The 24,971-nt window shown below is 55.6% G+C and carries 22 protein-coding genes and 3 pseudogenes; 10 read left to right on the top strand and 15 right to left on the bottom strand.

Features of this window, described 5'->3' with window-relative positions:
* Positions 1 to 439: 439 nt before the first annotated feature.
* Both ACP3TE_RS03920 and ACP3TE_RS03915 read left to right on the top strand, forming a co-directional pair.
* A pseudogene (locus tag ACP3TE_RS03920) lies at positions 440 to 603 on the top strand (NADP-dependent isocitrate dehydrogenase); the annotation flags it as partial.
* Between the two features lie 386 nt (positions 604 to 989).
* Entirely contained in the window at positions 990 to 2,009 is a 1,020-nt protein-coding gene (locus ACP3TE_RS03915) for an RNase H family protein (RefSeq protein WP_426735411.1), read from the top strand.
* 76 nt (positions 2,010 to 2,085) lie between these two features.
* Here ACP3TE_RS03915 and ACP3TE_RS03910 read toward each other — a convergent pair whose 3' ends face one another.
* Both ACP3TE_RS03910 and ACP3TE_RS03905 read right to left on the bottom strand, forming a co-directional pair.
* Positions 2,086 to 3,618: a deoxyguanosinetriphosphate triphosphohydrolase family protein gene (locus tag ACP3TE_RS03910; RefSeq protein ID WP_426735409.1), complete on the bottom strand. Its 1,533-nt coding sequence runs from the start codon at positions 3,616 to 3,618 to the stop codon at positions 2,086 to 2,088.
* A 135-nt stretch (positions 3,619 to 3,753) separates the two neighbouring features.
* On the bottom strand, positions 3,754 to 4,476 hold the full coding sequence (locus tag ACP3TE_RS03905; RefSeq protein ID WP_426735407.1) for an NAD(P)-dependent oxidoreductase: 723 nt from the start codon (positions 4,474 to 4,476) through the stop codon (positions 3,754 to 3,756).
* A gap of 355 nt (positions 4,477 to 4,831) precedes the next feature.
* Here ACP3TE_RS03905 and ACP3TE_RS03900 point away from each other — a divergent pair, with 355 nt between their 5' ends.
* Entirely contained in the window at positions 4,832 to 5,035 is a 204-nt protein-coding gene (locus tag ACP3TE_RS03900; RefSeq protein WP_134780712.1) for a hypothetical protein, read from the top strand.
* Between the two features lie 43 nt (positions 5,036 to 5,078).
* On the opposite strand, the gene ACP3TE_RS03895 is transcribed toward ACP3TE_RS03900, so the two are convergent.
* Positions 5,079 to 5,648 carry a YdeI/OmpD-associated family protein gene (locus ACP3TE_RS03895; RefSeq protein ID WP_426735405.1) on the bottom strand — a complete coding sequence of 190 codons (570 nt, stop codon included), beginning with the start codon at positions 5,646 to 5,648 and terminating at the stop codon, positions 5,079 to 5,081.
* 283 nt (positions 5,649 to 5,931) lie between these two features.
* The gene (locus ACP3TE_RS03890) at positions 5,932 to 7,230 is read right to left on the bottom strand and encodes a LuxR C-terminal-related transcriptional regulator (RefSeq protein WP_426735403.1); all 1,299 of its coding nucleotides are present in this window, start codon (positions 7,228 to 7,230) and stop codon (positions 5,932 to 5,934) included.
* 161 nt (positions 7,231 to 7,391) lie between these two features.
* On the opposite strand from ACP3TE_RS03890, the gene hxlB reads away from it, so the two are divergent.
* The gene (hxlB, locus tag ACP3TE_RS03885) at positions 7,392 to 7,988 is read left to right on the top strand and encodes a 6-phospho-3-hexuloisomerase (protein ID WP_426735401.1); all 597 of its coding nucleotides are present in this window, start codon (positions 7,392 to 7,394) and stop codon (positions 7,986 to 7,988) included.
* Positions 7,989 to 8,045: 57 nt separating this feature from the next.
* On the top strand, positions 8,046 to 8,669 hold the full coding sequence (gene hxlA / locus ACP3TE_RS03880) for a 3-hexulose-6-phosphate synthase (RefSeq protein ID WP_426735399.1): 624 nt from the start codon (positions 8,046 to 8,048) through the stop codon (positions 8,667 to 8,669).
* A 735-nt stretch (positions 8,670 to 9,404) separates the two neighbouring features.
* Here hxlA and ACP3TE_RS03875 read toward each other — a convergent pair.
* Positions 9,405 to 9,569: a hypothetical protein gene (locus ACP3TE_RS03875; RefSeq protein WP_426735397.1), complete on the bottom strand. Its 165-nt coding sequence runs from the start codon at positions 9,567 to 9,569 to the stop codon at positions 9,405 to 9,407.
* 39 nt (positions 9,570 to 9,608) lie between these two features.
* Positions 9,609 to 10,529, bottom strand: coding sequence for a 2-hydroxyacid dehydrogenase (locus ACP3TE_RS03870; RefSeq protein WP_426735395.1), 921 nt, complete (start codon positions 10,527 to 10,529; stop codon positions 9,609 to 9,611).
* Positions 10,530 to 10,661: 132 nt separating this feature from the next.
* Here ACP3TE_RS03870 and ACP3TE_RS03865 point away from each other — a divergent pair, with 132 nt between their 5' ends.
* Positions 10,662 to 10,895, top strand: coding sequence for a hypothetical protein (locus ACP3TE_RS03865; protein ID WP_426735393.1), 234 nt, complete (start codon positions 10,662 to 10,664; stop codon positions 10,893 to 10,895).
* A gap of 275 nt (positions 10,896 to 11,170) precedes the next feature.
* Here the strand turns inward: ACP3TE_RS03865 and ACP3TE_RS03860 are convergent, their stop codons facing one another.
* From ACP3TE_RS03860 to ACP3TE_RS03850, 3 genes are all read right to left on the bottom strand, one after another.
* On the bottom strand, positions 11,171 to 11,737 hold the full coding sequence (locus ACP3TE_RS03860; protein WP_426735392.1) for a YdeI/OmpD-associated family protein: 567 nt from the start codon (positions 11,735 to 11,737) through the stop codon (positions 11,171 to 11,173).
* A gap of 260 nt (positions 11,738 to 11,997) precedes the next feature.
* Positions 11,998 to 12,237 carry an Lrp/AsnC ligand binding domain-containing protein gene (locus tag ACP3TE_RS03855; RefSeq protein ID WP_426735390.1) on the bottom strand — a complete coding sequence of 80 codons (240 nt, stop codon included), beginning with the start codon at positions 12,235 to 12,237 and terminating at the stop codon, positions 11,998 to 12,000.
* Positions 12,238 to 13,198: 961 nt separating this feature from the next.
* Positions 13,199 to 13,429 (bottom strand): hypothetical protein, encoded by a 231-nt coding sequence (locus ACP3TE_RS03850; RefSeq protein ID WP_426735388.1) that lies wholly within the window; start codon positions 13,427 to 13,429, stop codon positions 13,199 to 13,201.
* A gap of 106 nt (positions 13,430 to 13,535) precedes the next feature.
* Between ACP3TE_RS03850 and ACP3TE_RS03845 the strand changes: the two genes are divergently transcribed.
* From ACP3TE_RS03845 to ACP3TE_RS03835, 3 genes are all read left to right on the top strand, one after another.
* Positions 13,536 to 13,955, top strand: coding sequence for a hypothetical protein (locus tag ACP3TE_RS03845; RefSeq protein ID WP_426735386.1), 420 nt, complete (start codon positions 13,536 to 13,538; stop codon positions 13,953 to 13,955).
* 745 nt (positions 13,956 to 14,700) lie between these two features.
* Positions 14,701 to 15,807 (top strand): DNA-methyltransferase, encoded by a 1,107-nt coding sequence (locus tag ACP3TE_RS03840; RefSeq protein WP_426735384.1) that lies wholly within the window; start codon positions 14,701 to 14,703, stop codon positions 15,805 to 15,807.
* Positions 15,808 to 15,824: 17 nt separating this feature from the next.
* Entirely contained in the window at positions 15,825 to 16,712 is an 888-nt protein-coding gene (locus tag ACP3TE_RS03835) for a hypothetical protein (RefSeq protein ID WP_426735382.1), read from the top strand.
* A 327-nt stretch (positions 16,713 to 17,039) separates the two neighbouring features.
* On the opposite strand, the gene ACP3TE_RS03830 is transcribed toward ACP3TE_RS03835, so the two are convergent.
* Positions 17,040 to 17,729 carry a hypothetical protein gene (locus tag ACP3TE_RS03830; protein WP_426735380.1) on the bottom strand — a complete coding sequence of 230 codons (690 nt, stop codon included), beginning with the start codon at positions 17,727 to 17,729 and terminating at the stop codon, positions 17,040 to 17,042.
* 105 nt (positions 17,730 to 17,834) lie between these two features.
* Positions 17,835 to 18,101: pseudogene (locus ACP3TE_RS03825) on the bottom strand (helix-turn-helix domain-containing protein); the annotation flags it as partial.
* 218 nt (positions 18,102 to 18,319) lie between these two features.
* On the opposite strand from ACP3TE_RS03825, the pseudogene ACP3TE_RS03820 reads away from it, so the two are divergent.
* Positions 18,320 to 19,767 (top strand): annotated as a pseudogene (locus ACP3TE_RS03820) (integrase core domain-containing protein).
* Between the two features lie 462 nt (positions 19,768 to 20,229).
* On the opposite strand, the gene ACP3TE_RS03815 reads toward ACP3TE_RS03820, so the two are convergent.
* The 4 genes from ACP3TE_RS03815 to ACP3TE_RS03800 form a co-directional block, all read right to left on the bottom strand.
* A complete protein-coding gene (locus ACP3TE_RS03815) occupies positions 20,230 to 21,468 on the bottom strand; it encodes a DUF5677 domain-containing protein (RefSeq protein WP_426735379.1) in 1,239 nt (412 codons plus the stop codon).
* A 738-nt stretch (positions 21,469 to 22,206) separates the two neighbouring features.
* Entirely contained in the window at positions 22,207 to 22,734 is a 528-nt protein-coding gene (locus tag ACP3TE_RS03810) for a hypothetical protein (protein WP_426735377.1), read from the bottom strand.
* Between the two features lie 652 nt (positions 22,735 to 23,386).
* Positions 23,387 to 23,935: a flavin reductase family protein gene (locus ACP3TE_RS03805; RefSeq protein WP_426735375.1), complete on the bottom strand. Its 549-nt coding sequence runs from the start codon at positions 23,933 to 23,935 to the stop codon at positions 23,387 to 23,389.
* Complete coding sequence (locus ACP3TE_RS03800) at positions 23,922 to 24,962, bottom strand: methionine synthase (protein WP_426735373.1); 1,041 nt, start codon at positions 24,960 to 24,962, stop codon at positions 23,922 to 23,924. Before ACP3TE_RS03800 ends, ACP3TE_RS03805 begins: the two co-directional genes overlap by 14 nt.
* Positions 24,963 to 24,971: the final 9 nt, after the last annotated feature.

The following is a 24,971-nucleotide window of genomic DNA, read 5'->3' as shown; positions in this document are numbered from 1 at the left end:
GGCATCCGTGTACTAAGTAGCAGTAGCTAGTTCGGCAGTCAAGAATTTTCAGGTAAATCGTTCATTGCTTCTGTGTAAAAAGTTTCTAATATTCTCTAAATTTGCTCTTGTCAGAACCATGTTGAGTTAGTGTTATACGTGTCGGAACGAGTCACTCGTACCAACGCGAAATATAGATAAGACGAGAATGAATGAGGTAATTTGATGTTGAGCGAACTTCTTGCAACCTTGGTAGAACTTATCCGCAGCCTGGGTCTCTAACCTTCAGACCTCGGTCATTGAATCGATGCCATTGATCGCCGCTCGTGAAAATGAGTGGCGATCAATGAATTTAACACGGCAGATAAAATGCCTTGCTTGAACGGATAGGCCGGATCGGGAGTTCGGCTTGAGTCCTGCATTCCCAAGGGATCCTTTTGGAAAAAGAATCCATCATTCAACTAATTTCGTGCTGCACGACTTCCTGGCCTACCCGTTCCCGGTCCTGGAATTGGGCACCTCGGCCAAGATGCTGACGAGCGTTCCGCTGCTGGCGACTCCGCTCCGAACCACGTGCAGCACCTGGCATCCGAGAACCACCTGCGCTGGGATTCGCTGGGCGAGAACTAGCAGGGCATTGTGTTCGAGCACGCCGAGGCCCAGAGCCAGGCTATGGTCACCACCGGCTGCTACCGTCCGGAGGAGGCTAAGCTTCGGCCGTGATGCGCCCGGGCCGCCACGCTGAACAAGGCTCTGGAACGGCTGACCAAGTAGTCCGCAGCGTACTGCAATTCATGCGCCGAATCCTTGGGTAGGTTGCCTGAACTTTTACTCCGGAACCGCAAAGCTTCGCGGTGCCCGCACTAAAAAGATCGAGCCCGCCGGAATCCGGGCTCTTCGAAGGCCGGGGTCCATGGCGGGCCGCTGACCGGGCCCGGGGCTAAATCGTAGGTACCAGCCGATAGGATCGCCTCACATCACCAAAACAGGCAGGAGGAATCCCAATGCTGGTGTCAGTTCCACGGCCGCAGATGCCCATTGCGCTTGAATCGGATGGCGTGCGGAGATTGGCCGGCGCACAGCGGCAGCCGCAGCCATCGCGGCTGATCGCCGTTCTCGAACGTTCAGCGTTCATTCGAGATGCCCACGGGAAGAAGCAGCAGTACGTTCCATTTGCGGAGCGGATTGTCGAGGAAAAGCACCTCGCCCAGCGAAGCACGCACGGCCTCCACTTCGATTTTGCGCTGACCTTGTGCGATTTCGTGAACCGTCCATTGCTGACTCTCACGGGTACTGCTGTCAACGGGGAATTAAACCAGGCCATCCTGCAGGCTATTGCGGAGTTCTCCGGTACCTGCAAAATCTCGCAGCCGTCATCGATCGACCTGTTGGTCCCGGACTATGACGACCTCGGAATGGCAGAATTATCGATGAATCCCGTTTTCTGCCTCAATCCGTCGTGGCAATTCGGCCTGGATCTGGGCGTTGCCAACGAGGCCAATAGCCAGGCGCTGGCCCCGCTGGTACAGAACTACACGGCGAACCTTCCAGTCATCGCCTATACAGACGGTTCGGTGCCGCGGAACAGGAAGTTCCGCAGCGCAGGAGCGATGGTGACCTCGCAAGGCCATTGGGCCTGCGCAATTTCGCCGAAGCACTACGTCCAGGACACCCTGCTGGCAGAAACCACAGGCGCCCTGCTGGCGCTGACCCACGCCCCGCTCGATTCGGACCTGACCATTTTCAGCGACAGCCGTTCCCTGGTGAAAGCGGTCAATGATCTTGTGCAAGGACGGCAGCGCACTGTGAAGGCGCATCATGAGTTGCGCGAGAGTCTTGAACTTCGTACCGGGCGCACCCGAGCCCGCTGGGTTCGAGGCCACGATGGAAATCGGCACAACGAAGCGGCCAACCGGATGGCCATCCTGATGTCGCGGCATTTCAGCGCCCGGATCAATCCGCAACTGACACAGTCAATGATGACAAGGATCGTGTTCGAGGAGCTGTCTCAGCAGGCTCTCGCGGCATGAAACATGCCGCGATTTGTGGCCGGGTGCTGCACCGAGCCGGCGGGCTATCCCGCCGGCTCGGTGCCGCACCCGGCCGCTACAGCCCGCGGCCGGCCTCCCAGAGATTGTCCGAGGTACCGGTGAGCAGCGAATTCAGCGAGACGGCTTGGGCATCGGTGAAGGAAGCAATGTAATCGACGATGGCCCGGGCTTGGCCCAGCCGTTGGATTTCATGCGGGCCGGACTGCGAGAACAGCTCTGGGGTGCTCTCGCGCAGCTGGCGGTATTCCTCGGTGGTAGCTTCCACCGAGTCCAGCAACCGCCGCGGTGCACGACCGGCATCCTCCGGGTCGTTGAGCCAGGTGTTGAAGCCTTCTGCCAGGGAACGGATAATTCGCGTTTGCCCGCGCTGGTAGACCGCCAGATCTGAACGGTCCAAGACGAAGCGGGCATGGACAAACTTGAGAACCACGACGTCATGCCACGCTTCATCGCTCAAGCGGATATGGCCGCTGCGCACATTAGGCGTGCGTTCAACGGTGATGGATTCCTGCAACCGGTCAATCCATCGCCGCGTGAAGGCGGTAACCGCGCGGTCTGCCTGCAGGCCGCCGTCGTAGGGAACCGCGAGCAAGCCATCGACGAGGTCATGGCCGACCCGTTGCACCGAGGCGCGGAATGCTTCGGGATTGGCAATCCAGGGATCCTTGGCAAGGACATGGCGCCACGTAATTTCCAGTGCATGGCCCGGCTGCCGTTGGTCCAGTTCTGGAGCCTTCAGGGCTTGGAAGCGGACGGAGCTGTCCAGCCACGCTCGCAGTTCAGCGGAGACGCTGGTGTATTGCAGAATACCGGCTCGATAGAAATCATCGAGGTCATGAACCGCGTAGGCGATATCGTCTGCGATATCCATAACCGAGCTTTCCAGTGTCTGCTGGTATTTTCCGATGCCCGGGAAGACCGAAAGGACATCGTCCATTTCCACGGCCTCGATATCGTAGGCCGAATACTTCATGGCGCCAGTAGCCGGATTCGCACCGACGCCGCGGGGGAGCAGCTCCGGAGCGACCGGGCCTTGGCTGCGCCATTCATTGCGCGTCCAGGGGTATTTGAGCACTGCCGCGCGAACCGCGCGAGTCAGGTTCATGCCACGCGGTGTGGCATCGCAGCTATCGAGGGCGGTGAGGATCCGGAAGGTCTGCGCATTCCCTTCGAATCCATCAGGAAGCCCCAAGGTATCGCGGGCAACCCGGTCGAGTTCCTGCTCTCCCAGATGGCCGAAGGGCGGGTGGCCCAGATCGTGGGCCGCTGCCGCCGCCTGGACGACTACCGGGTCGCACCCTCCCAAATCGGAGATAAGTCGCCTAGTCGGTTCGTCACTTCTTCTGAGGCTGATCGCGATGGAACGCGCCACAGCGGAAACCTTGAGCGAATGGGTCAGGCGGTTGTGGACCAGGGTCCCTGAACCCGCCTGTGGAATCACCTGCGTCACCGAGGACAAGCGGGAGAAATATGGGGAGAAGCGGATGCGCTCAATATCAATGCGGAAGTCATCTTCACCGGTGCGATTCCGCTCGACGATAGCGCGGTCGCGGCCGCCGGTTTGATGCGTCTGTGCTCTAGTTTCCATCGTATGAACTAGCCTAGGCGAAAGGCCGCGAGATACCACGGGATTGTCATGCGAGTTCTTTAGCGGAACTGCCTCTACCACCAATCCTATCCGCAGGTTCCTACTGAAATAAGGCGCCTAATGAGGGCAATAAGATCAGCGAACGAGATTCAGTGGTGTCTGACCCGAAGAAAGCAACTGAACCTGTCGAGTTGCTAGTTCTGAAACCATTTCCACGAACTGTCCTGTATCACCAGCCATATGCGGGGTGATGATGCATCCCGGGGCGTTCCACAGCGCGTGGCCAACCGGCAGCGGTTCTGGGTCGGTAACGTCCAATGCAGCACGCAGTCGCCCGGTCTCCAGCTCTTTAATCAGAGCTGCCGTGGCAATGATTGGTCCTCGCCCAACATTGACCAATAGAGCACCGTCGCGCATCCGATCCATGAACTCCTTGCCAATCAGTCCTTGGGTTTGGGGCGTATGGGGCAAGGCGCAGATGACTATTTCCGCTGAGGGCAATAGCTGATGCACGTTTTCAATGGAGACAACGTCGATCCCGCCGTTGATGGTGCGCGCTGTGCTGGCAACTACCGTGATCTTTGCAGGCTTGAATGGCTTGAGTCGTTCGATGATGGCTGTGCCCACGCCTCCAACGCCAAGTACTACAACATTCGATCCGTGCAGTGATGAGGTCCAAAGCCGCGACCAGGATTCTTCCGTCTGGAGCTGATAAGCCCTGGGAAGTTCGCGCAGTGAAGCAAGAATCAATGCCAGGCAATGCTCCGCAGTTGAGTCTTCAACCGCGCCCTTGGAGTTTGAGAGCGCCACATCCTCGGGCAAATGATCCAGCACCCATTCGTAGCCGATGGATAGCAAATGGACGTGCTTCAATCCAGCAATTCTGCCCACCCTCATTCGGTGCGATGGATCCAGCGGTCGCTCGGTAACGAGCACATCAGCCGCTGGAGGCTCGCCATCGTTGATATTCCACAAGACGGGTTCGACCCCGGGAATCTGCATGCTGTCGACCAAGCTCTGCCACGGAACTAATACACGCAAACCTTGAGTCCAATCGTGAGATGAGATATTGCCGGGGTTGCCCGGGCTTTGAATTCCACCGTACCAAGGCGCTGGATAAAATGATCAGTTCCGCGTCCAACCTGATTTAGAAGGCAGATCATTTCACGGAATCATTTTCCTGAGAACTTGGCCCTGCGTCTAAACTGGCGATATGACTCAGGGTGTGAAGAAAACACGGCAGGCCGGACTGGGAATGACGACAGGAGCAATGTTCATCGCGTGGACCTTGGGCCTTGTCGGTGTAGTCATGCTGATTCTTGGAGGGGCCACTGCAGCCGCGCTAGTCATTCTTGCGGCAGCGATTCTGCAAGCAGGCGCCATGATCGCCGAAGCGATTTACCGCTCCAGAAGCTAGCGCTCAGCAGCACCATCCGCGTAGTGCCATACCGGAGCAAGGATCAGCCTTCTGGACCCTGCTCAAGTTCTGCAACGAACCGTGCCAAGCGGGCAGTCCTCGTTTTCTCTGTCCGGGCAATCATCAACTGATGCAGGATGTGATAGCGCGGTTGGGATTTCAAAGCCGCAAAATTCGTGGCCGCCACGGTCGAGTGATCCAGCGCTTCTTGCAGATCCGGAGGAACCTGGGCGGTGGCCTGGCCCTGGTAGGCACGCTCCCGCCGTCCATCTTCCTTGGCCTTCTGGATTTCCGCGAAGCCCCGTGGCCGCATGCGTCCTTGATCAATCAATTCCTGGGCGAATTCAGTGTTCTTCTGGGACCATGCAGAGTTCTTCCGGCGGGGAGTGTAGCGCTGGAGGAAGGTCGTGTCATCGCGCTTGCGGCGGATGGCATCGATCCATCCGCTGCAGAGCGCCTCGGGCAATGCTTGTGCGACAGCGAGCGAGGTTGGAGAAGTTATTCCCTTCTTTGCCACTACCAGCCAAACGCCATCGCTGGTTTCTTCGTGTTCGTCGAGCCAAGCGCGCCAAGCGGTGGCATCAGGAAGAATCAAAGCATCTTGTGGATCCATGGAACCTATCCTGCACCTCGTTGCCCATAGTTGCTAGAGCCTGGACTCGCCGTCGGGATGGTGCCTGCCATTGCTTGCCCGAAGCACGGCGGGCCGTGGCTGGAGACCGTGGAGCAATTTCCTGCTCCGGAACATCATGAAATGACATGCCACGGATCATGGCGAAGAGCGCGGTCAGCCGTCGGCCGGCCATAGCGTTGAGGGCTCGAGTGCGGCATTTTTCCAGCACCAGTTTGTGTCCGCAGTCCTGGTCATCGCCAAGCCCAGCATCAATGCCGGGAGGCTAAGTGGAGCTTGCCACACCATGGCTGTGCGCCAGCGCGACAGCTTGGGCGCGGGAGCTGACGCCCATCTTCTTGAAGAGATTGCGCACGTGGAATTTCACCGTGTTCTCGCTGATCCCCAGCGCTTGTGAAATAGCCCGGTTGCGCTGCCCCGCTGCCAGAAGCTGCAGGACCTCGAATTCCCGGCCGCCCAGGCTCCATTCGGCGATGTCCGCCGCGTCTGACGGCGGGGCGTCCAGCGGGAGCCTCACCGAGACTTCCGTGCCCCATCCGCCCATGACCTCGATCTCGATCAGCCCGTTCAACGCCTCCACGCGCCGCACGAGGCGGTCCAAGGCCGCCGCGGAGGGATCGATGCCGCCGCGTGCATCGTCGCGGACGTTGATCAGCAAATTCTCACCGTCGCAGTCCCACTGCACCCGGATCCGCTGGATGTCTTCCTGCTCCATCATCGCCAAGGCCAGGCCGCGCACGATGGCCCGGGCGGCATGAGCCACCTCTCCGGGCAACGCCCTGCCGTTCTTGGGCGGCTCGACGAATTGCAGGTCCACGCCGCTCAAAGTGGTCAACGGGCGCAGGTCATCGCGCAAGCGGGTGAAAGCCGAAGCAACCGGTTCCTCCACGATGCTATTGGTGCGGTCATCCACGGTCTTGAGCCCAACCAGGGTCTTGGCCGCAAGGTCGATGGCGGCAACGCGCGCGGCCGCATCGTCCAATTGCGTGGAGCGCAAGGTCGCCAGCAGGATATCGAGGCTCGTCGCATACTGTTCCACCAGCTCGCCGGTCACCCGGACACGCTCTGCCGAGACCGCGCGCGATTCGCGCAGATAGGACGGAGGGGCATCGGCCACCTTCTCGCGGATCCGGTTGGCGGCCAGATTCCACAGGTATTCGACCAACTCGGGCTGGCCACCGGCGGGGCGGGGCTCGATGAGCACTAGCAACGCATTGCTGGGCGGGTAGCGCAGGGCAAGGATCTCCCGCGGAGCTCCGCCGATCTCGGCACGCTCGCTCCAGCGGTTCTCACCGGGATGGGAACCGCGGATCCGATCCAGTTCCGCTATGCCCACCAGATCTGTGATGCGTTGGTCGCCGGCAAGCTTCCTGGGCCTATCGGTGCACTCCTCGGTGAAAATGGCCAGGGCCGCGCAACGGATTTCCGGAGCCAGGGCATCACGCAGGCGAACGGCGATCTGCGGCAGCGCAGCCGTGGCCAGCCGCGCGATCGATTCGAGCACCCCTGGTGCCGGTGCGGCAGCTTGCAGGCCAGGGGCGATAGAGGAGTCCAGAATGCTCATGCAGGCCAGTGTATCGCAGCTCGGGGGACCAGCTACTATCCGAAAGGATAGGTTCAACTGCCTGTAAATGGCGTAGCGGCCACCCCTTTCTGGCCGGAGAATTGACTTATGCCCATCAAAGCCTATCCGGTCCGCCGGGAGGCGCTATCGAAAGGAATGGCATGAACACCATGGCTGAACCCCTCGCCGAAGGGATATCCCCGCAGGATGTGCTGGACACCATGGACCTGGTCCACTCGGAGATCGAGGCAACCGTGCGGGGCGTGAAGCCGCGGCAGGTCATCGAGCTCGCAGCGCAGCTGCGCGCGGCACCTAGGGTGTTCGTCGCCGGCGCCGGGCGCAGCGGGCTGGCCTTGCGCATGGCGGCGATGCGCCTGATGCATCTGGGCCTGGCCGTGCACGTCGCCGGGGATGCCACCACGCCGGCCATCGCCGAGGGGGACCTGCTGCTCGTGGCCTCCGGATCCGGAACCACCGCAGGCGTGGTCCAGAGCGTCCGCACCGCCCAGCGGGTCGGTGCCCGGATCGCGGCCATCACCACCGATCCATCCAGCCCCATCGGGTCGGCCGCCCACGTTCTCGTAGAAGTCCCGGCCGCCGGGAAAACGGACCACGGATCGTCCATCACCCGCCAATACTCCGGCAGCCTGTTCGAGCAGGCGCTGTTCCTGATCACCGAAATCGTGTTCCACACGCTCTGGAGCGCGGATGATGCCACCGCGCAGCAGCTGTGGCAGCGCCACGCGAATTTGGAGTAGGCCGGCGCTTTGGCGCCAATACCAACCCACCACCAATAACCCCTGAAAGGGACCATCATGAAAATCCAAGTTGCCATCGATCTGCTCAGCACCGCCGAAGCCCTGGAGCTGGCTGGAAAAGTCGCCCCGTATGTGGACATCATCGAGCTGGGCACCCCGCTGATCAAGGCCGAAGGGCTGTCGGTGATCACCGCCATCAAGCAGGCCCACCCGGACAAGACGGTCTTCGCGGATATGAAGACCATGGACGCCGGGGAACTGGAAGCGGATATCGCTTTCGCCGCTGGCGCGGATCTGGTTTCCATCCTCGGAGCCGCCGATAATTCCACGATCGCCGGCGCGGTCAAGGCCGCCACCGAGCGCGGCAAGGGCATCGTCGTGGATCTGATCGGCATCGCTGACAAGCCAGCCCGGGCCCGCGAAGTTGCTGCGTTGGGCGTCCAGTTCGTCGAATTCCATGCTGGCCTGGATGAGCAGGCGCAGCCGGGCTACGACCTGGATGTGCTGCTGAGCGCTGGCACGGCATCCCAGGTGCCGTTCTCGGTGGCTGGCGGCGTCAGCATCAGCACGATCGCCGACGTCCAGAAGTCCGGCGCGCAGGTAGCCGTGGCCGGCGGCGCCATCTACTCCGCCGCCGACCCGGCACTGGCAGCCAAGGAACTGCAGGCCGCACTGGTCTAGACGCGGTTCCCCTTGGGGTCGTGAACCCGATCGGACCGAGTAAGTGCACTGATCCTGGTGTGGGGTCGACGATGCACATAATGGTGAGGCCAGGCGCCGCAAGCTGCGGCCCTGGCTTCATTGCTGCCGTGAGGGTGGCATAGGCCTATTCTTGCGCCGGTGTCTGTCTGAACTGTTCGACTTTCCCAGGGGCCTTGGCCGGTACGGTTTGGTGCGGCGTTGCTTCGCGTCTGAACCCGGCATCTGGGCGCACACTGCGGTAATGGCAATGTCCGCCCTAGCGAAGAAACCGCGGGCTCGTTCCCAGAGGCCAGCCGCGGTTTCCTTCAGTATTTGTGGGATTGAATATCCGGATCATGTTCAGAAATTTTTGAACGCTTCAGAAACCTGACTCAGATTGACGCAGAGAAAGTGCTCCCTCGGTAGGCCATTGACAACCCAAACTTGTTTTCGGATTTTGGCGCCGACCATGGCACGGCTGCTGGGTTTCCAATGCGCCGACAGCCACCAGGGCTAGGCAGGCGCACAGGGCCACATAGGTGTCGGCAAGCTTCATGGACGTCCACGCGCGGATCACGATGGCGAAAATGCCAAGGGTCAGTGCCCCGCGGTTCCGGGTCCGCCGGGTGTGAAGACCAAAAACCGCTGGAATGATCCAGCACATCCGACGTTTGCACGGCTTTCCCGGCTTCGACAGTGCCGGGGCGCTCGCCGGTTTGCGGTAGCAGACCACGGTCATTTCAATCTGTATGCCGCCCCGCGGATGGATGTAATGCGTTCGGTGCCGATTTCATTGCGCGGGGTGCGCATGGAGACGTCCACCACGTTGGAAGCCGGGCCGAGGTCCATCAACAGTGGGACGAACAGAATGGCACGGTTGTGGGAGCCGTAGGAAAACAAGCTAAGGAGCCTCTGCTAACCCCGGGTCTTGACACTATGTCAATTCGTGATTTGGCTGGCAAGTTCTTCACCGTGCGCAAAATCTATGACCTGATTTATTGCCAGCTCTGAGACCAGCGAGATGAACTGTCCAGTGTCTCCGGCCATGTGCGGAGTGATGATGCAATTCGGTGCGCTCCATAATGCGTGGTTTGCCGGCAGTGGCTCGGGGTCGGTGACATCCAAGGCGGCGTGCAGCCTGCCGGCTTGCAGCTCCGGCAACAGGGCATCTGTGTCGACGATGGGCCCGTGTCCCACATTGACCAGCAGTGCTCCGCCCTTCATAGCTGAGAGGAATTCGGCATCGATAAGCTGCTCGGTTTCTGGGGTATGCGGCAGGGCAACAATCACCACATCGGCAGTTGGAAGAAAAGCCCAGAGCCGGTCGAGAGAATAAATGGGGTGGCCTTGCCCATGGACCCGTTCGGTACGGGCAAAAGACGTCAGCTCGGCAGATTTGAAGGGCAGAAGCCGCGAACGGATTTCGCTACTTACTCCACCAGCCCCGAGAAGCGCTACCTTTGACCCGTGCAGCGAGCTGGTCCATGTCCTGATCCATTGCCGCTCACGCTGCTGCTGGCCGACTTGCGGCAGCTGGCGCAGGGATGCGAGGACCAGAGCGAGGCAGTGTTCTGCGGTGGCATCTTCCACAGCGCCCTTGGAATTGGTCAGTGACACTTGTGCAGGAGGATGCTCCAGAACCCACTCGTAGCCGATGGAGAGCAGGTGGACATGCTTCAGCCCCTTGATGCGGGAGACCCTTGAACGCAGCTCAGGATTGCTCGGACGTTCGGTAACCAGGACGTCGGCCGGTGGGGCGTCATGGGGGTCATCATCGATGTGCCAGAGGATCGGTTCGATTCCCGGAAGCTGTAGCCGGTCGACAAGATCCTGCCAGGGGAGCAATACACGTAATGCCATAAGACGAATGTCCTTTCGGGTGCTATGACTATTGTGTCCGTGGGCTGGTAGCGATGAAAAATTTGGTGACCGGCCCATTGCTCCGCATCAGTTATTCCAGATTGCAGATCAAATAACTCGTAGACTGAACGCATGACTCACAAAGGGATTGTCGGAACAACCATACTAATGGGGCTTGGATGGACGGTGTTTGCCCTTGGCCTTGTCGCGCTATTCTTCGACCCGCTGGTCGGCGCGCTGTTGGCGATCGCCGGCGCGGTACAGGTCAGTGGCGGCATGATCACCGAGGCGCTGAATAGGAAGCGGGACGCTTTCGAGGTACTGCAAAACAGCAGGGAAGAAGAATCGCCTGCAACCAATTCGTAGCTGCCGGCCGCGCTCTACCGCTACCGAGAGCACATCAGAGGCATGTGGCAGGCTGGCGAATCACTGATTAGAAGCTGCTGGCTTACGGCGTTGGGGCCAACGGGATCGGCAGCAGCCTTCTGACCGGGGCAGCAGATCGTCGCTTTCCTGTGAGCTAGACCTTTGATCTTTGTATGCGAAATGGTTGTGATGAGTTTCCTAGGCCGGTTTCTTCTTGCTTAGCCCTCGCGCTTTTGGTTGCAGTAAAGATCTAGGGAGAATCTCGCTTGTTCACCTTAGTCTGATGTGTCGGACAGCTGCCGAACGAATTTCTCCAGTCTTGCCGACCGGGTCTTGTCAGTCTTGGCGATCATTAGCTGGTGCAGAATGTGATAGCGCGGCTGGGACTTCAGCGCTTCGAAAGCGGCTTTGGCAATCGGGATCGCGTCTAGAGCGCGCTGTAGGTCTTCGGGCACTTGGGCTGTGGCCTGTCCTTGGTACGCGCGGTCCCACCTGCCATCGGCTTGGGCCTTATCGATTTCCGCTTGCCCGCGAGGGCGCATCCTGCCTTGCACGATTAGTTTTTGGACGAACTGCGTATTCTTTTCGGACCAGACTGAGGCCTTGCGCCGAGGCGTGTATCGCTGCAGGAATGTTGTTTCGTCGCGGCTTCGGCGTTGGCCGTCAATCCACCCACTGCACAATGCTTCCTGCAGAGCATCTGCAACCATCAGCGAGGTCGGCTCGAGGGTGCCCTTTTTGGCTACGAGCAGCCACACTCCATCGCTGGTTTCTTCGTTTTCAGCAAGCCAAGCACGCCATGCGGCAACATCTTTGAGGATTAACGGGTTGTCATAGTCCATGGCAACTATTGTGCTGGTCATGAGCGCTTAGCGCGAGGGGGACTCTTGACGAATCCTGATAAGTCTTCGTCGAGAACAACCGCACGAACTTGCAGTTTTGCTCTGATGTTGATTTCGTCGGTGAACGCACTACTTTTCGTCCTCCAGCACATCGAAACCTGCCTACAGTGCCGTATCGGCTCACTCGAAGGCTCTGGTTCCGACGGAACGTTGCTGGCTGGAATTTCCTCAGACGACTATGCCCCACTGACCGGTTCTAGTCATCCAGTATCTGACCCATCTGCTTGACGGTGTTCCGTACTGACGAACGGTCGCTGATGACCAACCCCGGACAGGAGGATATTCAAAGTCTGTTCTAGCCGCTGCACTTCGCGCAGGTCCTTGAACCACACGGCCATGATCAATTCGTGCTGTCCCACGGTTTGGGAGACCAGCCGAACCACCGGCAGGTTTTCAAGCCTTCTTCCGACGTCTTCGAGCCTGGCGGCTGAGACGCGCATGAGATGCACGCCCTCACCGGCCAACTGGGCAGCGAACGCTCCATGCCGGTGAGCCGGATCAGCACCCCTCCGTGTTGCATCATGGCCGTGCGTTCCCGGACATACCGGGGGTCTCGTCCAGTTCCGTGACGAACGTTGTCGGGCTGGCTCTGCCGTAGCAGTTCTGCAGCTCCAGCATTCGCCGCTCAAGCTCGGGGTGGCATGTTGCGTTGACCGGCCCTTGACAAGCAACTGCAGGTTCACAATTTCTGCACTTCCCTGTGCGTCAAAAGCACGCACTTGCCAGGACCGCCCGTCGATCAGCGTACGGGCGATGGGGCGGCTGCGCACCGAAGCACCGCAGGTGTCCTCGGCAGTTTTTCGAGCAAGTAGTGTCCCCCCGCATGCTGGTCCCTTGCGGCGACGGTGGCGACGACGTCCCGCCCATTGGCCATGAGATTGTTTAGCGAGGCGACGGATATGGAAGTGTATTTCTGTGATCCACACAGTCCTTGGCAGCGCGGATCTAATGAGATGGCAAGCGGCTAAGAACTAAAGTTTTCAGTCATGACCACACGACTGACAAAGCACTCTCTAATCGTTCTTGAACTTCGTCTTGCCGGTTCCTTTGGACTTTTTCCATATTAAATTCGACATGCCTAACGTACCTAACGCGGTCATCCCACGGGTTGCGTTATTCATGTTGACACCAAAGCCCGTGCCCTTCGCGCTGCTTCGTCCGCCCGACTGCAAGAACTCTACGCTTACGTTTTCACTACGACATTTAATGCACTTCAAGAGAAGTCTCCATGATATATATTCTCCATAAATGCGAATGGAACTTCCCTTTTCCTCGAAAGCTCATTCTGTCGAAATTATAGTGTTTTCTGCGGCCGAATACGTTTCATCAGAACCGTCACCTGCCCGGGAAGTGTTCGGAGTCCGCACCTTTCTTTCCCGAAATGCAACGAAAGTAGCGTTCCTAGCATGTTGACGAGTTAACTATTTGAATAGTAGCATAATTGATATGACAGCGATTGATGTAGTAAGGATCAAGATAGCCAAGGAGCAGCCGGCCGTGGAAGGGGATGCCCGTGAACTCATTGGGTATCGTGACGGTTTGAGCGCAGATGAACTTTGGGAACGTGGGCGTGAAGCGTGGCGTTTGCGCGCAGAGAAAGTTCTGGCCTGCGATCACCTCGTAATCGCTCACCAGGGCATCGTTCGAATGGTCGGGACGATTGAAGGCGTTCGAAAAATAGAGGGAAGAGGCGATCGACTGGGGATCATTGGAACGCCTAGTCCCGACCACCCACTAATTGGACAACCAGACCCCCTCGACAACACCTCACAGAATCCAATTTCATACGGACGAATTCACCTCGACGACCAATAAGAAAGCTAAATTCACCGTGAAAAGCAGCTACGAACTCATCACCAAAGCACAAAACATCGGCCGCTACGCAGCCGATCTTGCCCACGACGTCAGTGCCGCTGACCTCTCACCAACAACACACCACCCCGGCGACGACACCGGCAGAGTAGTCCTGGAAGCCTTCCGAAAATTCGGCGCCAATTCAGTACGCGACGTGGTGGAAGCCTACCAAAGCGGCTACAACAACAAAGCAGCAGACCTCGGCGACCCCGTAGTACGCATGATCCAAATCAAAAACGGAATACACTACGCCCTGCCGGGCGCAACAGACGAAGAGATCCAAGCAATCAAAGACCAGCTATAAACTAACGGCAACGGACAACGACCGCACCGCCGCACAAGAAGATTCCCATGTACGTTTTCAAAGTCACAGCCACCATCGCAATGGCTACCATGTTGGGCATCTTCGCCGTATGCCATCTAAGTAACCGAAATCGATGGAATCTTCCAAACGTAGCGAGATTCCCGGAGTCTCGTGGCGTTGGAGGGCTTATTCTGCACCTTCTTGAATGTACTGGATAAGTAGCCGCTCGGTAACAAGGGTTGCAGCTTCCCCGGAGATTCTCGACATACCTCGCTGTAGGTGCGCTGTGTTGAACCCAGTATCTTTCTGCAGATTATTAATGAACGGGAGGAATAGCGGGGTGGAATTTTCTAACTGAACAACCATTGGCACAACTGCAGTAAAACGTTCAGTACCTCCTATCCAAGGGGCATCAGCTTTGGTTAGGGGTCTTCGTGGTTGACCTGTTACGACCCCGTATCCGATGTATCCTTTTCTGCCAATCCAGAACAAGAGATGATCTCCTGGGACACACTTTGGCATCCCTCTCGTATACCCCCATAAGCCATACTCTTTGCACAGGCTCCAATTGCGGGGCTCTTTTGGAGAGATTGTGCATAGGTACCAGTCCATTACGTCGAATCCCTCGTGTAGATACTAGCCCGCGTTAGGGGGCATCCAAGTCAATCACTCAACTATACCGAGGATTCCTAGCGCTCGTTTCACTCACCTTTATTGTCCCAAATAGATGGGTAGAATGGTTAGCATGATTAACCCAGTCGAACCGCGGCAGTATGCCGATATCGCTAATGATCCATGGCCGGACTGGAACCGTGAATTTGAAGCAGTGAGTACAGGACGCGAACGGGTCGGATACTTACAAGGCGATTCTCTGCAAGTATTGTCCGGTCTCCCCAAAGAGTCTGTTGACATGATAATTACGTCGCCTCCATATTGGGGGCAACGGAAATATGACTCAGAGGGCATAGGCGCAGAAAAGTCACCAGCAGAATTCATTGAAAATTTGCTGAAAGTCACTCAAGAGTTGCATCGTGTGCTGAAGTCAAATGGGTCGTTTTGGCTCAATATAGGTGATAGTTACCAGAAGAAAGCACTTACTGGTGTCCCGTGGCGACTTGCAATCAAGATGATTGATGAGCAGGGATGGATATTGCGCAACGAAGTGGTTTGGAACAAGCTGAAAGGTGGAATGGACCAATCCAAAGATCGACTTGCCAATACCCATGAACTCATTTTCCACTTTGTGAAGAAGTCTCAAGGTTATTACTATGATGTCGATTCAATTCGGACAACTGCGCGTGAAGCAAAGGTAGTCAATGGGGCGGTGGTGTCAGCTACCGGTGTCTCTGGAATTCGGTACAGGCGACAGATCGAGCTATCTACAGTGCTCACGGAGGAGGAAAAGCGTAAAGCCAACCTGGCACTTGAAAACATGCTTAAGGATGTCGCTGAAGGGCGTTATTCCGACTTTCGCATGGTCATACGCGGTCAGCAACGCGTGACTCATTCTGACCAGATCAAGGTTTCAGGAAGAGCCAAAGAACTGGTTGAAAAAGGATACTATTTTTTACGGTATCACCCTAAGGGTACCAAGCCATCAGACGTGTGGGATATTCTTCCGGAGGACACACAAGCGCGGGGAGCGGGTCACTTTGCCGTATATCCGGAAGAGCTGTGTTACATCCCTATCCTTGCTACATGTCCACCCGACGGGATAGTGCTAGACCCATTCTGCGGAACTGGAACAACTATGGTTGCGGCATCGCGTCTTGAACGTCGATCTGTTGGCATCGATATATCAGCGAACTATTTGAGTTTGGCGCAGGAGCGGATTGGCGTGACGCTGTGGTAGCAATTCCTCCACGCACTGTGATTGAACTATTTGGCCGTGACGCAACAGACCAAGATCAAAAATGGGAATCTGTCATTAACGACCAGGAATGCCCCTTCACACACAAACGGTGCTACAAGGTTCGCAAATCTGAGCCTGAAATTTCGATTGGTACATGCACGGTCAGTTTTGGTAAGCCTCCGTCTCCGATCATGATTTGTCCGTCTCGTCTCCTGGATAGAGGGCAAATATTTATGGATTGTATGCATCTGTTAACTTTGCACGAGCCAGGAAACGAGCTTCATCTGATCCCTGAGGTTAAGATTCCTGGAGGGAATGTTGACTACTTCCTTGCTTCAACCAAAAATGGCAAGGTTGTAGATTTTGTTGGCATTGAGCTGCAAACACTCGACACTACTGGCTCAGTTTGGCCTGAGCGGCAGCGAGTAGTGGAGCGCCTCGGAATTAAAACTGATGACCCTGCTGTAACGCTTAACAAAGCGTTCGGTATGAATTGGAAGATGACTGCGAAAACAATTCTCGTGCAGATGCATCACAAGGCATCAACTTTCGAGCACGTAAACCGAAAATTGGTGCTCGTTATCCAGAATGAATTTCTTGATTACATGCGAAAGGAATTCAAATTTGATCACTTCCACGAGCCAACGAGTATATCTGACACCGTTCATATGCATGCGTATGGTCTAAAAGATCCAGTAGATGGACATCGCGCACTTGGGCTTGCTTCTCGCATTAGTACTGATGTCAGTGGTATAGGGGCGGCATTGGACGTTCAGGCCGAGACTAGAGTGGAGTTCCAAGCAATTGTCTCAGCACTTGAAGCAAAAATTTCGGACAGTACAAGATTCTCGCCATTCAGTGCTACTGAAGCGGTTCAGAATGCGTCTCCCGATGCCGCTGAATAGGTGGCCAACTTTGTTGAGTCCTATGACAGATCATTTAGCCCGATGCTTGGCTTCTAAAACATTGACGCACTGCGTAGTTGTTTTTTTGGGCTAGACCGTAAGTTTTGTTCGCAGGGTAGAGCCCTGTGGAGGCATGGATGTTCATTGATTTTCGGACAACAGCTCAGAGATTCAATATCGGTCGTTTTTGGGGTGAAGAAAACCGCCGTTCGAGCAATCGCGCGAACGGCGGTTTTTCAACGTTTTCGGTTTCCCGAAACTCTGAACCGAAATCTCGTGGCCCGGAGCAGGGATCATAGTGTTTTCGGGAAGAGTCCTTGAGTTGCGCTATGGCTTGAAGAGGCGCATTTCGATGCAGTCGGAGCGTTCTGCTTCCGGTAGGTGTTCCATGACGATATTGATGAGTTCTAGGTAGTCTTTGTACTCCGATGGAGTCCACCAGGCTTTGTTGGGCCAGCCTATGGATGTTGCGACTTTCTTGTCTAGAATGAGGTGGCGCATTTTCTGGCTATCTGTGGGGCCGGCTGCGAAGTACAAGAGCTTGGTGAAGAAGGCTGGGCCGAGATATTTGAGCCTGTATTGGTCGCTTGTCCAGAAGGATCGGTAGGCTTCTTCTGCTTCGACATTCGGGTCTTGGGCGAGCATGATTCCGCCGAGCAGTTTTTCTCCAACGTCTGGTTCGCTCAATGTTGGAATTCGACGGTAGATATCTCGGGCCTTGGTGCCCGCGCCCCATGAGCAGACCGCGACGTAGAAGTTGATCGCATCTTGTGCAGTTTTCACTTTGTTACCCAGAGTGAATAGGTCGCCTCGGCTCAGGGTGAGTCGACCTTTGCTGTCCTTTTCTCCGCTTTGGAGAATGGAAGGAATATCCGGCATGATTTCGTTCCACCGGTTCAGCCAGTGCCGAGGGTAGAACCGAATAGCGTGGATCTCGACCTCTGAGGCAGTGGGTATTCCTTTGCCGTTGTGTAGGAGGTCTACGACTTCGGCGGTGGTCTTTCTTGTTCCGGGCAAGATCCAGCTCCAGTCGTGGAAAGGTTGTATCGTATGCTGCTCAGCGTAGTCTATTGCTCCGACGAGTGACCTAGGCTCTAGAGCGATATGTAAGGGGAATAAAGGCTATAACCCTTGTCGAGCACCGGTTGGTTGTGGAAGCTCTTTGATCCGTCGGTACAGGGTTGCTCGGGACACCCCCAAGTCTTTCGCAACTTGTGTTGCCGGTTCGCCGGCCTGAATAAGTTTCGCTGCAGTGCGGGTTTGGGAATCGGTGAATGTGGAGCGCCGACCGCCGAGGTCGCCGCCGGTGGAACGGTGTTTGGTCACGGAGTCGGTGATGCGTTCGCGTTTGATCTCCAACTACATTTGCGCCAGGGCGGCCATGACGGTTGCCGAATAGGGCGAAATGGTACGCCCGTTCCAGCGACTTGGTGTGAAATCTCGTGACTTCGTAGACACTGAAACTCACTACTTCGTGGACACTGGATCTCAATACTTTGTATGTCCTGTCTCATCACTTTGTGGACACACGAACTCATGACTTCGTGCACAGCATGTCTCAACAGTTCATGGACAAATCAAAACCGCTTTCTGGCACTGTCATGAACATGACAAGTGCCCTTCCGCCACGCGTGCGATCCATGATCATCAACTTCGATCCCACACAACCAGATGCCCTGAGCATCAGCGAATTCTGCAAGACCCAGAAAATCTCCCGAAGCATTTTCTACCGCCTACGACGTAGAGCTGTTAGCGAATCGGCTGCAGCTCTCCACCCGCAATCCAGAGCACCGAGAGAGCCAGCCAGGAAATACGGCCCAGAAGTGATCAACGAGCTGGTGAAGATCCGCCAGAAACTCAAAAAGGATGGTTGGGACTACGGTCCCAAAACCATTCATTACGAAGCAACGATCAACGAAGACACTTTCCCAGGCGGCAAGATACCGTCGGTTGCCACGATAGGCCGATTGCTGGCCGGCGTCGGCCACGTGGACCGCAACCCCCGCAAGCGACCAAAATCTTCCTATGTTCCCTTCGCAAGGTCAACGGCCATGGCCCTGTGGCAACTTGATGCTTTTGAATACCGCACCGCCAAAAATCAGCTCATCACCGTGTATCAACTCATCGATGATGCCAGCAGATTCGATGTGGGCTCCCAAGCTTTCCAACGCCACGAAAACAGCCAAGATGCTCAAGAAGTACTCGTGCGAGCCATCGCGGAGTACGGTGCACCACAAGAAGTTCTTAGTGATAATTCCAAAGCATTCAACCAGTTACGTAGCGGGACATTCGGTTCAGTAGAAATGTTTCTCGCATCCAAGGGAAGCATGCCGACCACTGGGCTTCCAGGACGGCCTACGACTCAGGGGAGAACGAACGTTCACACCGGACGTTGCAACGTTTCTTGACGGCGAACAAGCCACAGGATCTGGCCGATGTGCAGAGGCTGCTCAAACGCTATCGTGAGCATTACAACAAACGCAGACCGCATCAATCCTTGAACCAAGCGACCCCACAGGCTGCTTGGGAGCTGCTGGAGCATACGCCAGCGACCGAACCGATTCACTTATCAATGTTGGAGGCGAAAGCCGCCGAATATCTCAGTAAACGTCGATTAGCCCAGTCTTCGGTCAGCAGGTTGGATGTGGTGGTGTCGAAGTCGGGTGAAATCATGAAAAGCCCTCATGACGCATCGGATCCAGTGCCCCTCTTGGAATCAAATCAGATGCTTGTGGAAGTGACGAAGGAAAACCGAAGAACGTTCTACCAGGGGTTCCACATTTCGTTGCCCACATCGTTTGCTCACCGCCAGTTCGTCAGGACGATTACGGACACAGAATTTTTATTGTCGGACCCTGAGACGAGTGAAGTTGTCATGTCGTTCCCGTTACCGATGGTGGCCTTGAAAGTTGAGGGGAAGTTCGTTTCATCGTATTCAATCAGAGGTATTCAGATGACTCTGACGACTCGTCAATGGGAGAAGAAAGCTGAGCAGTATCGTGCTGTCATCCAAGCTCGTGAGGATCAAATGCCGGCGTTCTTTGACCACCAGTAGAAGTGGGACAGCTACCAACCGTTCCGGCCTGTTGGTAGCTGTGTACAAAGTATTGAGATCCAGTGTCCACGAAGTAGTGAGTTTCAGTGTCTACGAAGTCACGAGATTTCACACCTTCTTGCAAGAACAGAAGTACCCGGAAGCGCTATTCGGCAGCGCACGGCTTTGTCGTCGGTTATTGGAGTCTATTTGATCACTGATACCAGTGATGGACGCCTATACGTAGGCAAAGCTGACGGTGCGGAGAATATCAGCCAACGAAGGGGTGTCTCCGCGTCCAACGGACACGGCGGTAACGTCGAACGGGCAGAACGCCTTGAAAAGAGAACAGCACGTGCAATGACTTGCTAAAGACGGATATTGGAGAGCGACAATCACCTGTATCTGTCCAACTTGATATTACCGTTTCGTGAACGGTCATAGATGGCCAGAGGGCCCACTTCGATGTTTCGAGTATTTAACTCACGGGCGAAGGCGCTTTATATGACCAGTATTTCGTGAGGGGTGCCCTTCTGGAACCATGATTGATGAGGCAGGAAAGGGGAGTTGGCCGCGTAGGGGCCTAACCTTGACTCCTGCATGGATAGCAGTCAGCGGACGCCCGTTGAATTCTTCGGGAGAATAAGTGGATATGGCTTCATCTAATCCTGAGAGGTCGGGTTCTACAGCTGGTGGCTCGGCTAGGGTTAGTGATTCTTCATCAGGGTTGTAGAGGTACCACCTGTGACGGCCGCCTGGGTGGAACGCCACCACTGCAACAGCTTCGCGCGGCGCACGCTTTGGCCACAAACGCTCATCGAGTCGTCGAAGCTCGGCACGAATTTCTGACCAAAAGAGGACGAGATGTCCTGTTCGTTCACGGAGGTCCTCGGCCTCCCATAACCCCGTGCGTTCAGCTAGCACCTCGGTGATTCGGTAGAAAGCAGTTAAACCCTCAATCCACGCCAGCGATGCGAGTTCAAGATCCGGTCCTGTCCGATGTATTTGCCTTCCATCAATGATTCGAGTGACTCCTGACATGGCCCCGCTAGATCCATGAATTACTGACGAGAGGATTCGATAACCGTCGTACCCATCTTCAGCGTCATATAGCTTAGCTCGATTGAAAAGAGAACCTTGGGCCCACTGTCGAGAAAATTCATTACCGTATTTATCAAGTGCTACAGCCGCTTTATTGCGGGTCGACTCAGCAAGCTTATCTAGACGTTTTCGCTCTCTCTTTTGTTCTCTGTCCGATAACAATTCAAGGGCCCCACGGTGTTCGGCCACTCTTTTTTGAGTAATGTATTTGTGGTAGGTGTAGCGATCAGGCGTGTTTACCGTCGAATCACAGACATCGTGGAAATTGATTAGGTGTTCAAATAGAGCGCGGGCGGAGTACGCGGCAGAGCGGCCGTCCAAGGCGTAGGCTCGGGTAACGAGCGACACGATATCATTTACCGCAGCGGTGAGGATCAATTTTTGAGCGTGATTTTCAAGCTCTGAGTAGATTGAGACAACAAGATGGCTTACCGCAGAGGGGAAATCTAGTACCTCATTGAGCATCGCTTCGGGAAGCCCATCAAGTTTTCCTGCAGCAGTAAACATATCCGGCATTTCGCGGCCCGTTTTATCAGCCGTCGTCCAATCCTGCTTAGGGATTCCGAAGCTTTCTCCTGATGCGTTTTTACGCTTCTGACGTTGCTTGGAGTTCTGACTCATATATGCACTGTCCTTTCGTATATTCTCTTTACTGACACTATTTCCATAGTATCGTTGCCACCTTGTTTCTAGCGCAGTGAAAGAGATGGTCGGAGGAACATACTGAGACTCGGCGTTAATTGGACATGACTGATACCAGTCTGGAAACTAGGCGCAAAAGGATAACTTGCATTCGGACGCAACGCAGTGGAATGAGTTTTGATTCCGAAGAAGACGCCAAGATTCGTACTCGTTGCTAATGCGAACTCTGCCTATGGAATTCTTTCTAATACTGTGTGGCAGAGATTTACCAGGCCTACTGACGTCTTTATCATCAACAGCTAAGACTCATCGATGGTGAATCGTTGGTCCTTGAGTGTTTGATAATCGGGTTACCGGGAAATCCGTCTGACGTCACGATACGTCGGATTCGTGGGTAGCCGGGAGTCCTCGCAGCTATTTCCGCTCCCGTACTTTTGTATCGTTATTGTCCAATGCTAGGTGAAGTTGTGAGTAATCTAATCGCTTCCATGGCAAATGGTGAAGTTTCAGATACGCATCGCATTGTTTCTCAACTACTTTTTGGCGTAGTGCTATCCTGAGTGGAGGCCGGCAGGCTGGCGATGCCTTCAACGCTTGGGCCAATGGTTTGGTTCGGAAACAATACTGTCTTTGACGTGCCATCTCTAGCTGAGCAATTGTGGCTTATGCGAATTAACAACAGCTAAATTTGCTCTACCGGATAGAATCCTGTGCCTGTTAGGACGGACCCACTTGCGATTCATCGATAAGCAAATCGATCTCTCGTGCTACCCGTGACGCGGTTCGAATGTATTCTAAGGCCGACTCCAGGCTGATGTCCCCTACCCCATGCGCAGCAGCATTTCGAAGTGTTGCCAGTTCCCTCACTGCGCTTTTCAATTGATTTGGTGCACCGCTGTCTCTCTGGAAAGCCCAGATCGCACTCTTGCGAAATTCATTCCATTCTGTAGTCCTGAGGTACCTTCTGACTTTCTGCTCTACTTCAAGGAAGGCGTCAATAACGCCTGCAGCTGGCTTTAACTTCGCGAGCTGCGTGGGGATGTCGTCTTGTGGTTGGGTAGTGATGAGTGCGGTATGACCAAAATTATCGACTTCCTTAGATAAATCTTCGACAGCCGAAGTGCTCCAAGACGCTTCAATCAATGGTGTCTTGAGGCGCTCCATATTTGGCATACGATCTTTAATGGAATCTAGGATACTCGCGACCCCTTTGCGGAATACTAAAAGTAAAAAAGCGAGGGTCACAGGCCAAGCAAGCGAAGCAACTAAAGAAGAAATGAGAACGAATAGATCAGGCCAGAGGGCAGGCGATAATGATGGTATCGGAATGAATATCACATGTAGAGCTTAGAATAATTCCGATTTATATGCATTTGTCGAATTCTCTGATCCATTTCAGTAGTAAAAGTGTCATTATTGTCGCCCATATTGGAGCTAGTCGTAGACTGTTGCAAGTCTCGTATTTTGTGACGAGTACTCAGACTGACGACCTATTTGCAGCGTATTGAGTTGGGGTTTCGGAATCTGACGCACTTTATCGCACGCTCGCCACTGGAAGAAGGTGGGTTTGGAGGGCATCTGAACTCTGAATCCTTAAGATCCCATAAACCCCTGTTCAATATGTCAACTAGGTCAATACTGCTCGGATGCCGTACTTGGTGTGGCATCTGTTAGTTACGGGCTCGTTAGCATACGCGCACGGGGCATCGAATTGTATGAAATAGTGCTGAATATCGTGCCGCCATTAGGAGGTCTGCTGTTTCGAACACTGTTCGTTCTCATAACTGATGCTCTTTCCCTATGGGCGTGAACAGACTGCCGTCCCATGCGGTTTAACGCCACCGGCAAAGTAGCCATCGAGTAAAACCTCATAGGAACATTAGCCTTGCGATCTAGCTCAGAGCGCGAGCTTGGAATGCTCATCGAGCTGATACCAGGCACGGTTGTGATAGACCAAACCGTCGCTGGGCTGGCCAGGTTCGCTGTCGCGTTCAATGTGCGACTGGAGCGCCCGGGCCACAAAAACCGTGGACGTGCCAGCCTGGACTCGCTCAATGGCCTCGCAACGAACCCAGGCCCGGACGCCATCAAATACCGGTTCGCCGGTGCTCAGCCTTGACCACGTTTGCTTCTGTGCGAAGCGATCGATGCCACTGGTTGCCCCTAATTTAGCCACCTCGATGTCATGCGCATCCAAACTGTGAACGACAAGAGAATTTGCTCGGGTGAGCACTTTGGCCGCCGAGGATAAGGCAGAAATCGAGAAGACGAGCAATGGCGGATCAACGCTGATCGATGCCACGGACGTTGCCGTGAGGGCAACAGGGCCGTCTCCGGCATCAGCGGTAATCAGGCTGACGCCGCCGGGGTGCCCGCGGAAGATCGCTTTGAAGTCTTCCGCGGGCAACGAAGGTGTCGCCGATTCTGTCACTTCAGACGCGGGCACCAACAAGCTCCTCGCGCAGGATGTCAGCCCCTGCGCTGAGTGCGCTGAGCTTGGCCAGGGCAACGTCGCGACGGAATGGAGCCATGCCGCAGTTGGTGCTGGCGATCAGCTTGTCCGCATCCACAAATTCGAGTGCGTTGCGCAGGGTCTGCGCCACTTCCTCGGGAGTCTCCACAGCATTATTGGCCACGTCGATAGCTCCGAGCATCACTCGCTTGCCGCGCACCAATTCGACGACCTCTAGCGGGACCTTCGAGTGGTGGGACTCCAGCGAAACAGTGTCGATGGAGGAAGCCTGCAACAGCGGGAAGGACTTCTCATAGTGGCGCCACTGGGCTCCGAGGGTGGCCTTCCAGTCATTGTTCGCCTTGATGCCGTAGCCGAAGCAGATGTGAACAACTGTCTCGGCTTTGAGCCCCTGGCAGGCGCGCTCCAGTGCGGCGATGCCCCAGTCGGCCACTTCGTCGAAGAAGACGTTGAAGGCAGGTTCGTCGAACTGGATGACGTCCACCCCGGCGGCTTCCAGCTCGCGGGCTTCTTGGTTCAGGATGGTCGCGAATTCCCAAGCCAGCTTTTCGCGGCTGCGGTAGTGCGCGTCGTACAAGGTATCAACCATGGTCATCGGGCCAGGTAGGGTCCACTTGATCTGCTTGTCGGTGCAGGAACGGAGGAACTTCGCGTCTTGGACAAAGACCGGCTTTTCACGTTCAACGGCACCGACGACGGTGGGGACACTGGCGTCGTAGCGGTTGCGGATGCGCACGGTCTCGCGTTTTTCGAAGTCGACGCCGCTCAGGTGCTCAATGAAGGTCGTGACAAAGTGCTGTCGGGACTGCTCGCCATCGGAAATGATGTCGATGCCGCGCTGAGTCTGTTCAAGAACCGCAGCACGCATGGCGTCCTGTTGGCCTTCGCGCAATTGCGCGCCTTCAAGCTTCCATGGTGACCAGAGCTTTTCAGGCTCGGCAAGCCATGAAGGCTTGGGCAGGCTGCCGACAATTGACGTGGGGATAAGCGGGGAAGTCATGGGATATCT

It is taken from the genome of Glutamicibacter sp. 2E12 (assembly GCF_050030965.1).
In the GTDB taxonomy this organism is placed as follows: domain Bacteria; phylum Actinomycetota; class Actinomycetes; order Actinomycetales; family Micrococcaceae; genus Glutamicibacter.
This window is presented reverse-complemented; position numbering and strand designations above follow the sequence as displayed.

What these genes read in the sequence shown, in the direction of transcription:
- ACP3TE_RS03900 (WP_134780712.1), top strand. Translation starts at nt 4,832, where the DNA reads ATGACTCAGGGTGTGAAGAAAACACGGCAGGCCGGACTGGGAATGACG.
- hxlA (WP_426735399.1), top strand. Translation starts at nt 8,046, where the DNA reads ATGAAAATCCAAGTTGCCATCGATCTGCTCAGCACCGCCGAAGCCCTG.
- ACP3TE_RS03840 (WP_426735384.1), top strand. Translation starts at nt 14,701, where the DNA reads ATGATTAACCCAGTCGAACCGCGGCAGTATGCCGATATCGCTAATGAT.
- ACP3TE_RS03815 (WP_426735379.1), bottom strand. Translation starts at nt 21,468, where the DNA reads ATGAGTCAGAACTCCAAGCAACGTCAGAAGCGTAAAAACGCATCAGGA.
- ACP3TE_RS03860 (WP_426735392.1), bottom strand. Translation starts at nt 11,737, where the DNA reads ATGGACTATGACAACCCGTTAATCCTCAAAGATGTTGCCGCATGGCGT.
- ACP3TE_RS03910 (WP_426735409.1), bottom strand. Translation starts at nt 3,618, where the DNA reads ATGGAAACTAGAGCACAGACGCATCAAACCGGCGGCCGCGACCGCGCT.
- ACP3TE_RS03895 (WP_426735405.1), bottom strand. Translation starts at nt 5,648, where the DNA reads ATGGATCCACAAGATGCTTTGATTCTTCCTGATGCCACCGCTTGGCGC.
- ACP3TE_RS03890 (WP_426735403.1), bottom strand. Translation starts at nt 7,230, where the DNA reads ATGAGCATTCTGGACTCCTCTATCGCCCCTGGCCTGCAAGCTGCCGCA.
- ACP3TE_RS03870 (WP_426735395.1), bottom strand. Translation starts at nt 10,529, where the DNA reads ATGGCATTACGTGTATTGCTCCCCTGGCAGGATCTTGTCGACCGGCTA.
- ACP3TE_RS03855 (WP_426735390.1), bottom strand. Translation starts at nt 12,237, where the DNA reads ATGCGCGTCTCAGCCGCCAGGCTCGAAGACGTCGGAAGAAGGCTTGAA.
- ACP3TE_RS03865 (WP_426735393.1), top strand. Translation starts at nt 10,662, where the DNA reads ATGACTCACAAAGGGATTGTCGGAACAACCATACTAATGGGGCTTGGA.
- ACP3TE_RS03800 (WP_426735373.1), bottom strand. Translation starts at nt 24,962, where the DNA reads ATGACTTCCCCGCTTATCCCCACGTCAATTGTCGGCAGCCTGCCCAAG.
- hxlB (WP_426735401.1), top strand. Translation starts at nt 7,392, where the DNA reads ATGAACACCATGGCTGAACCCCTCGCCGAAGGGATATCCCCGCAGGAT.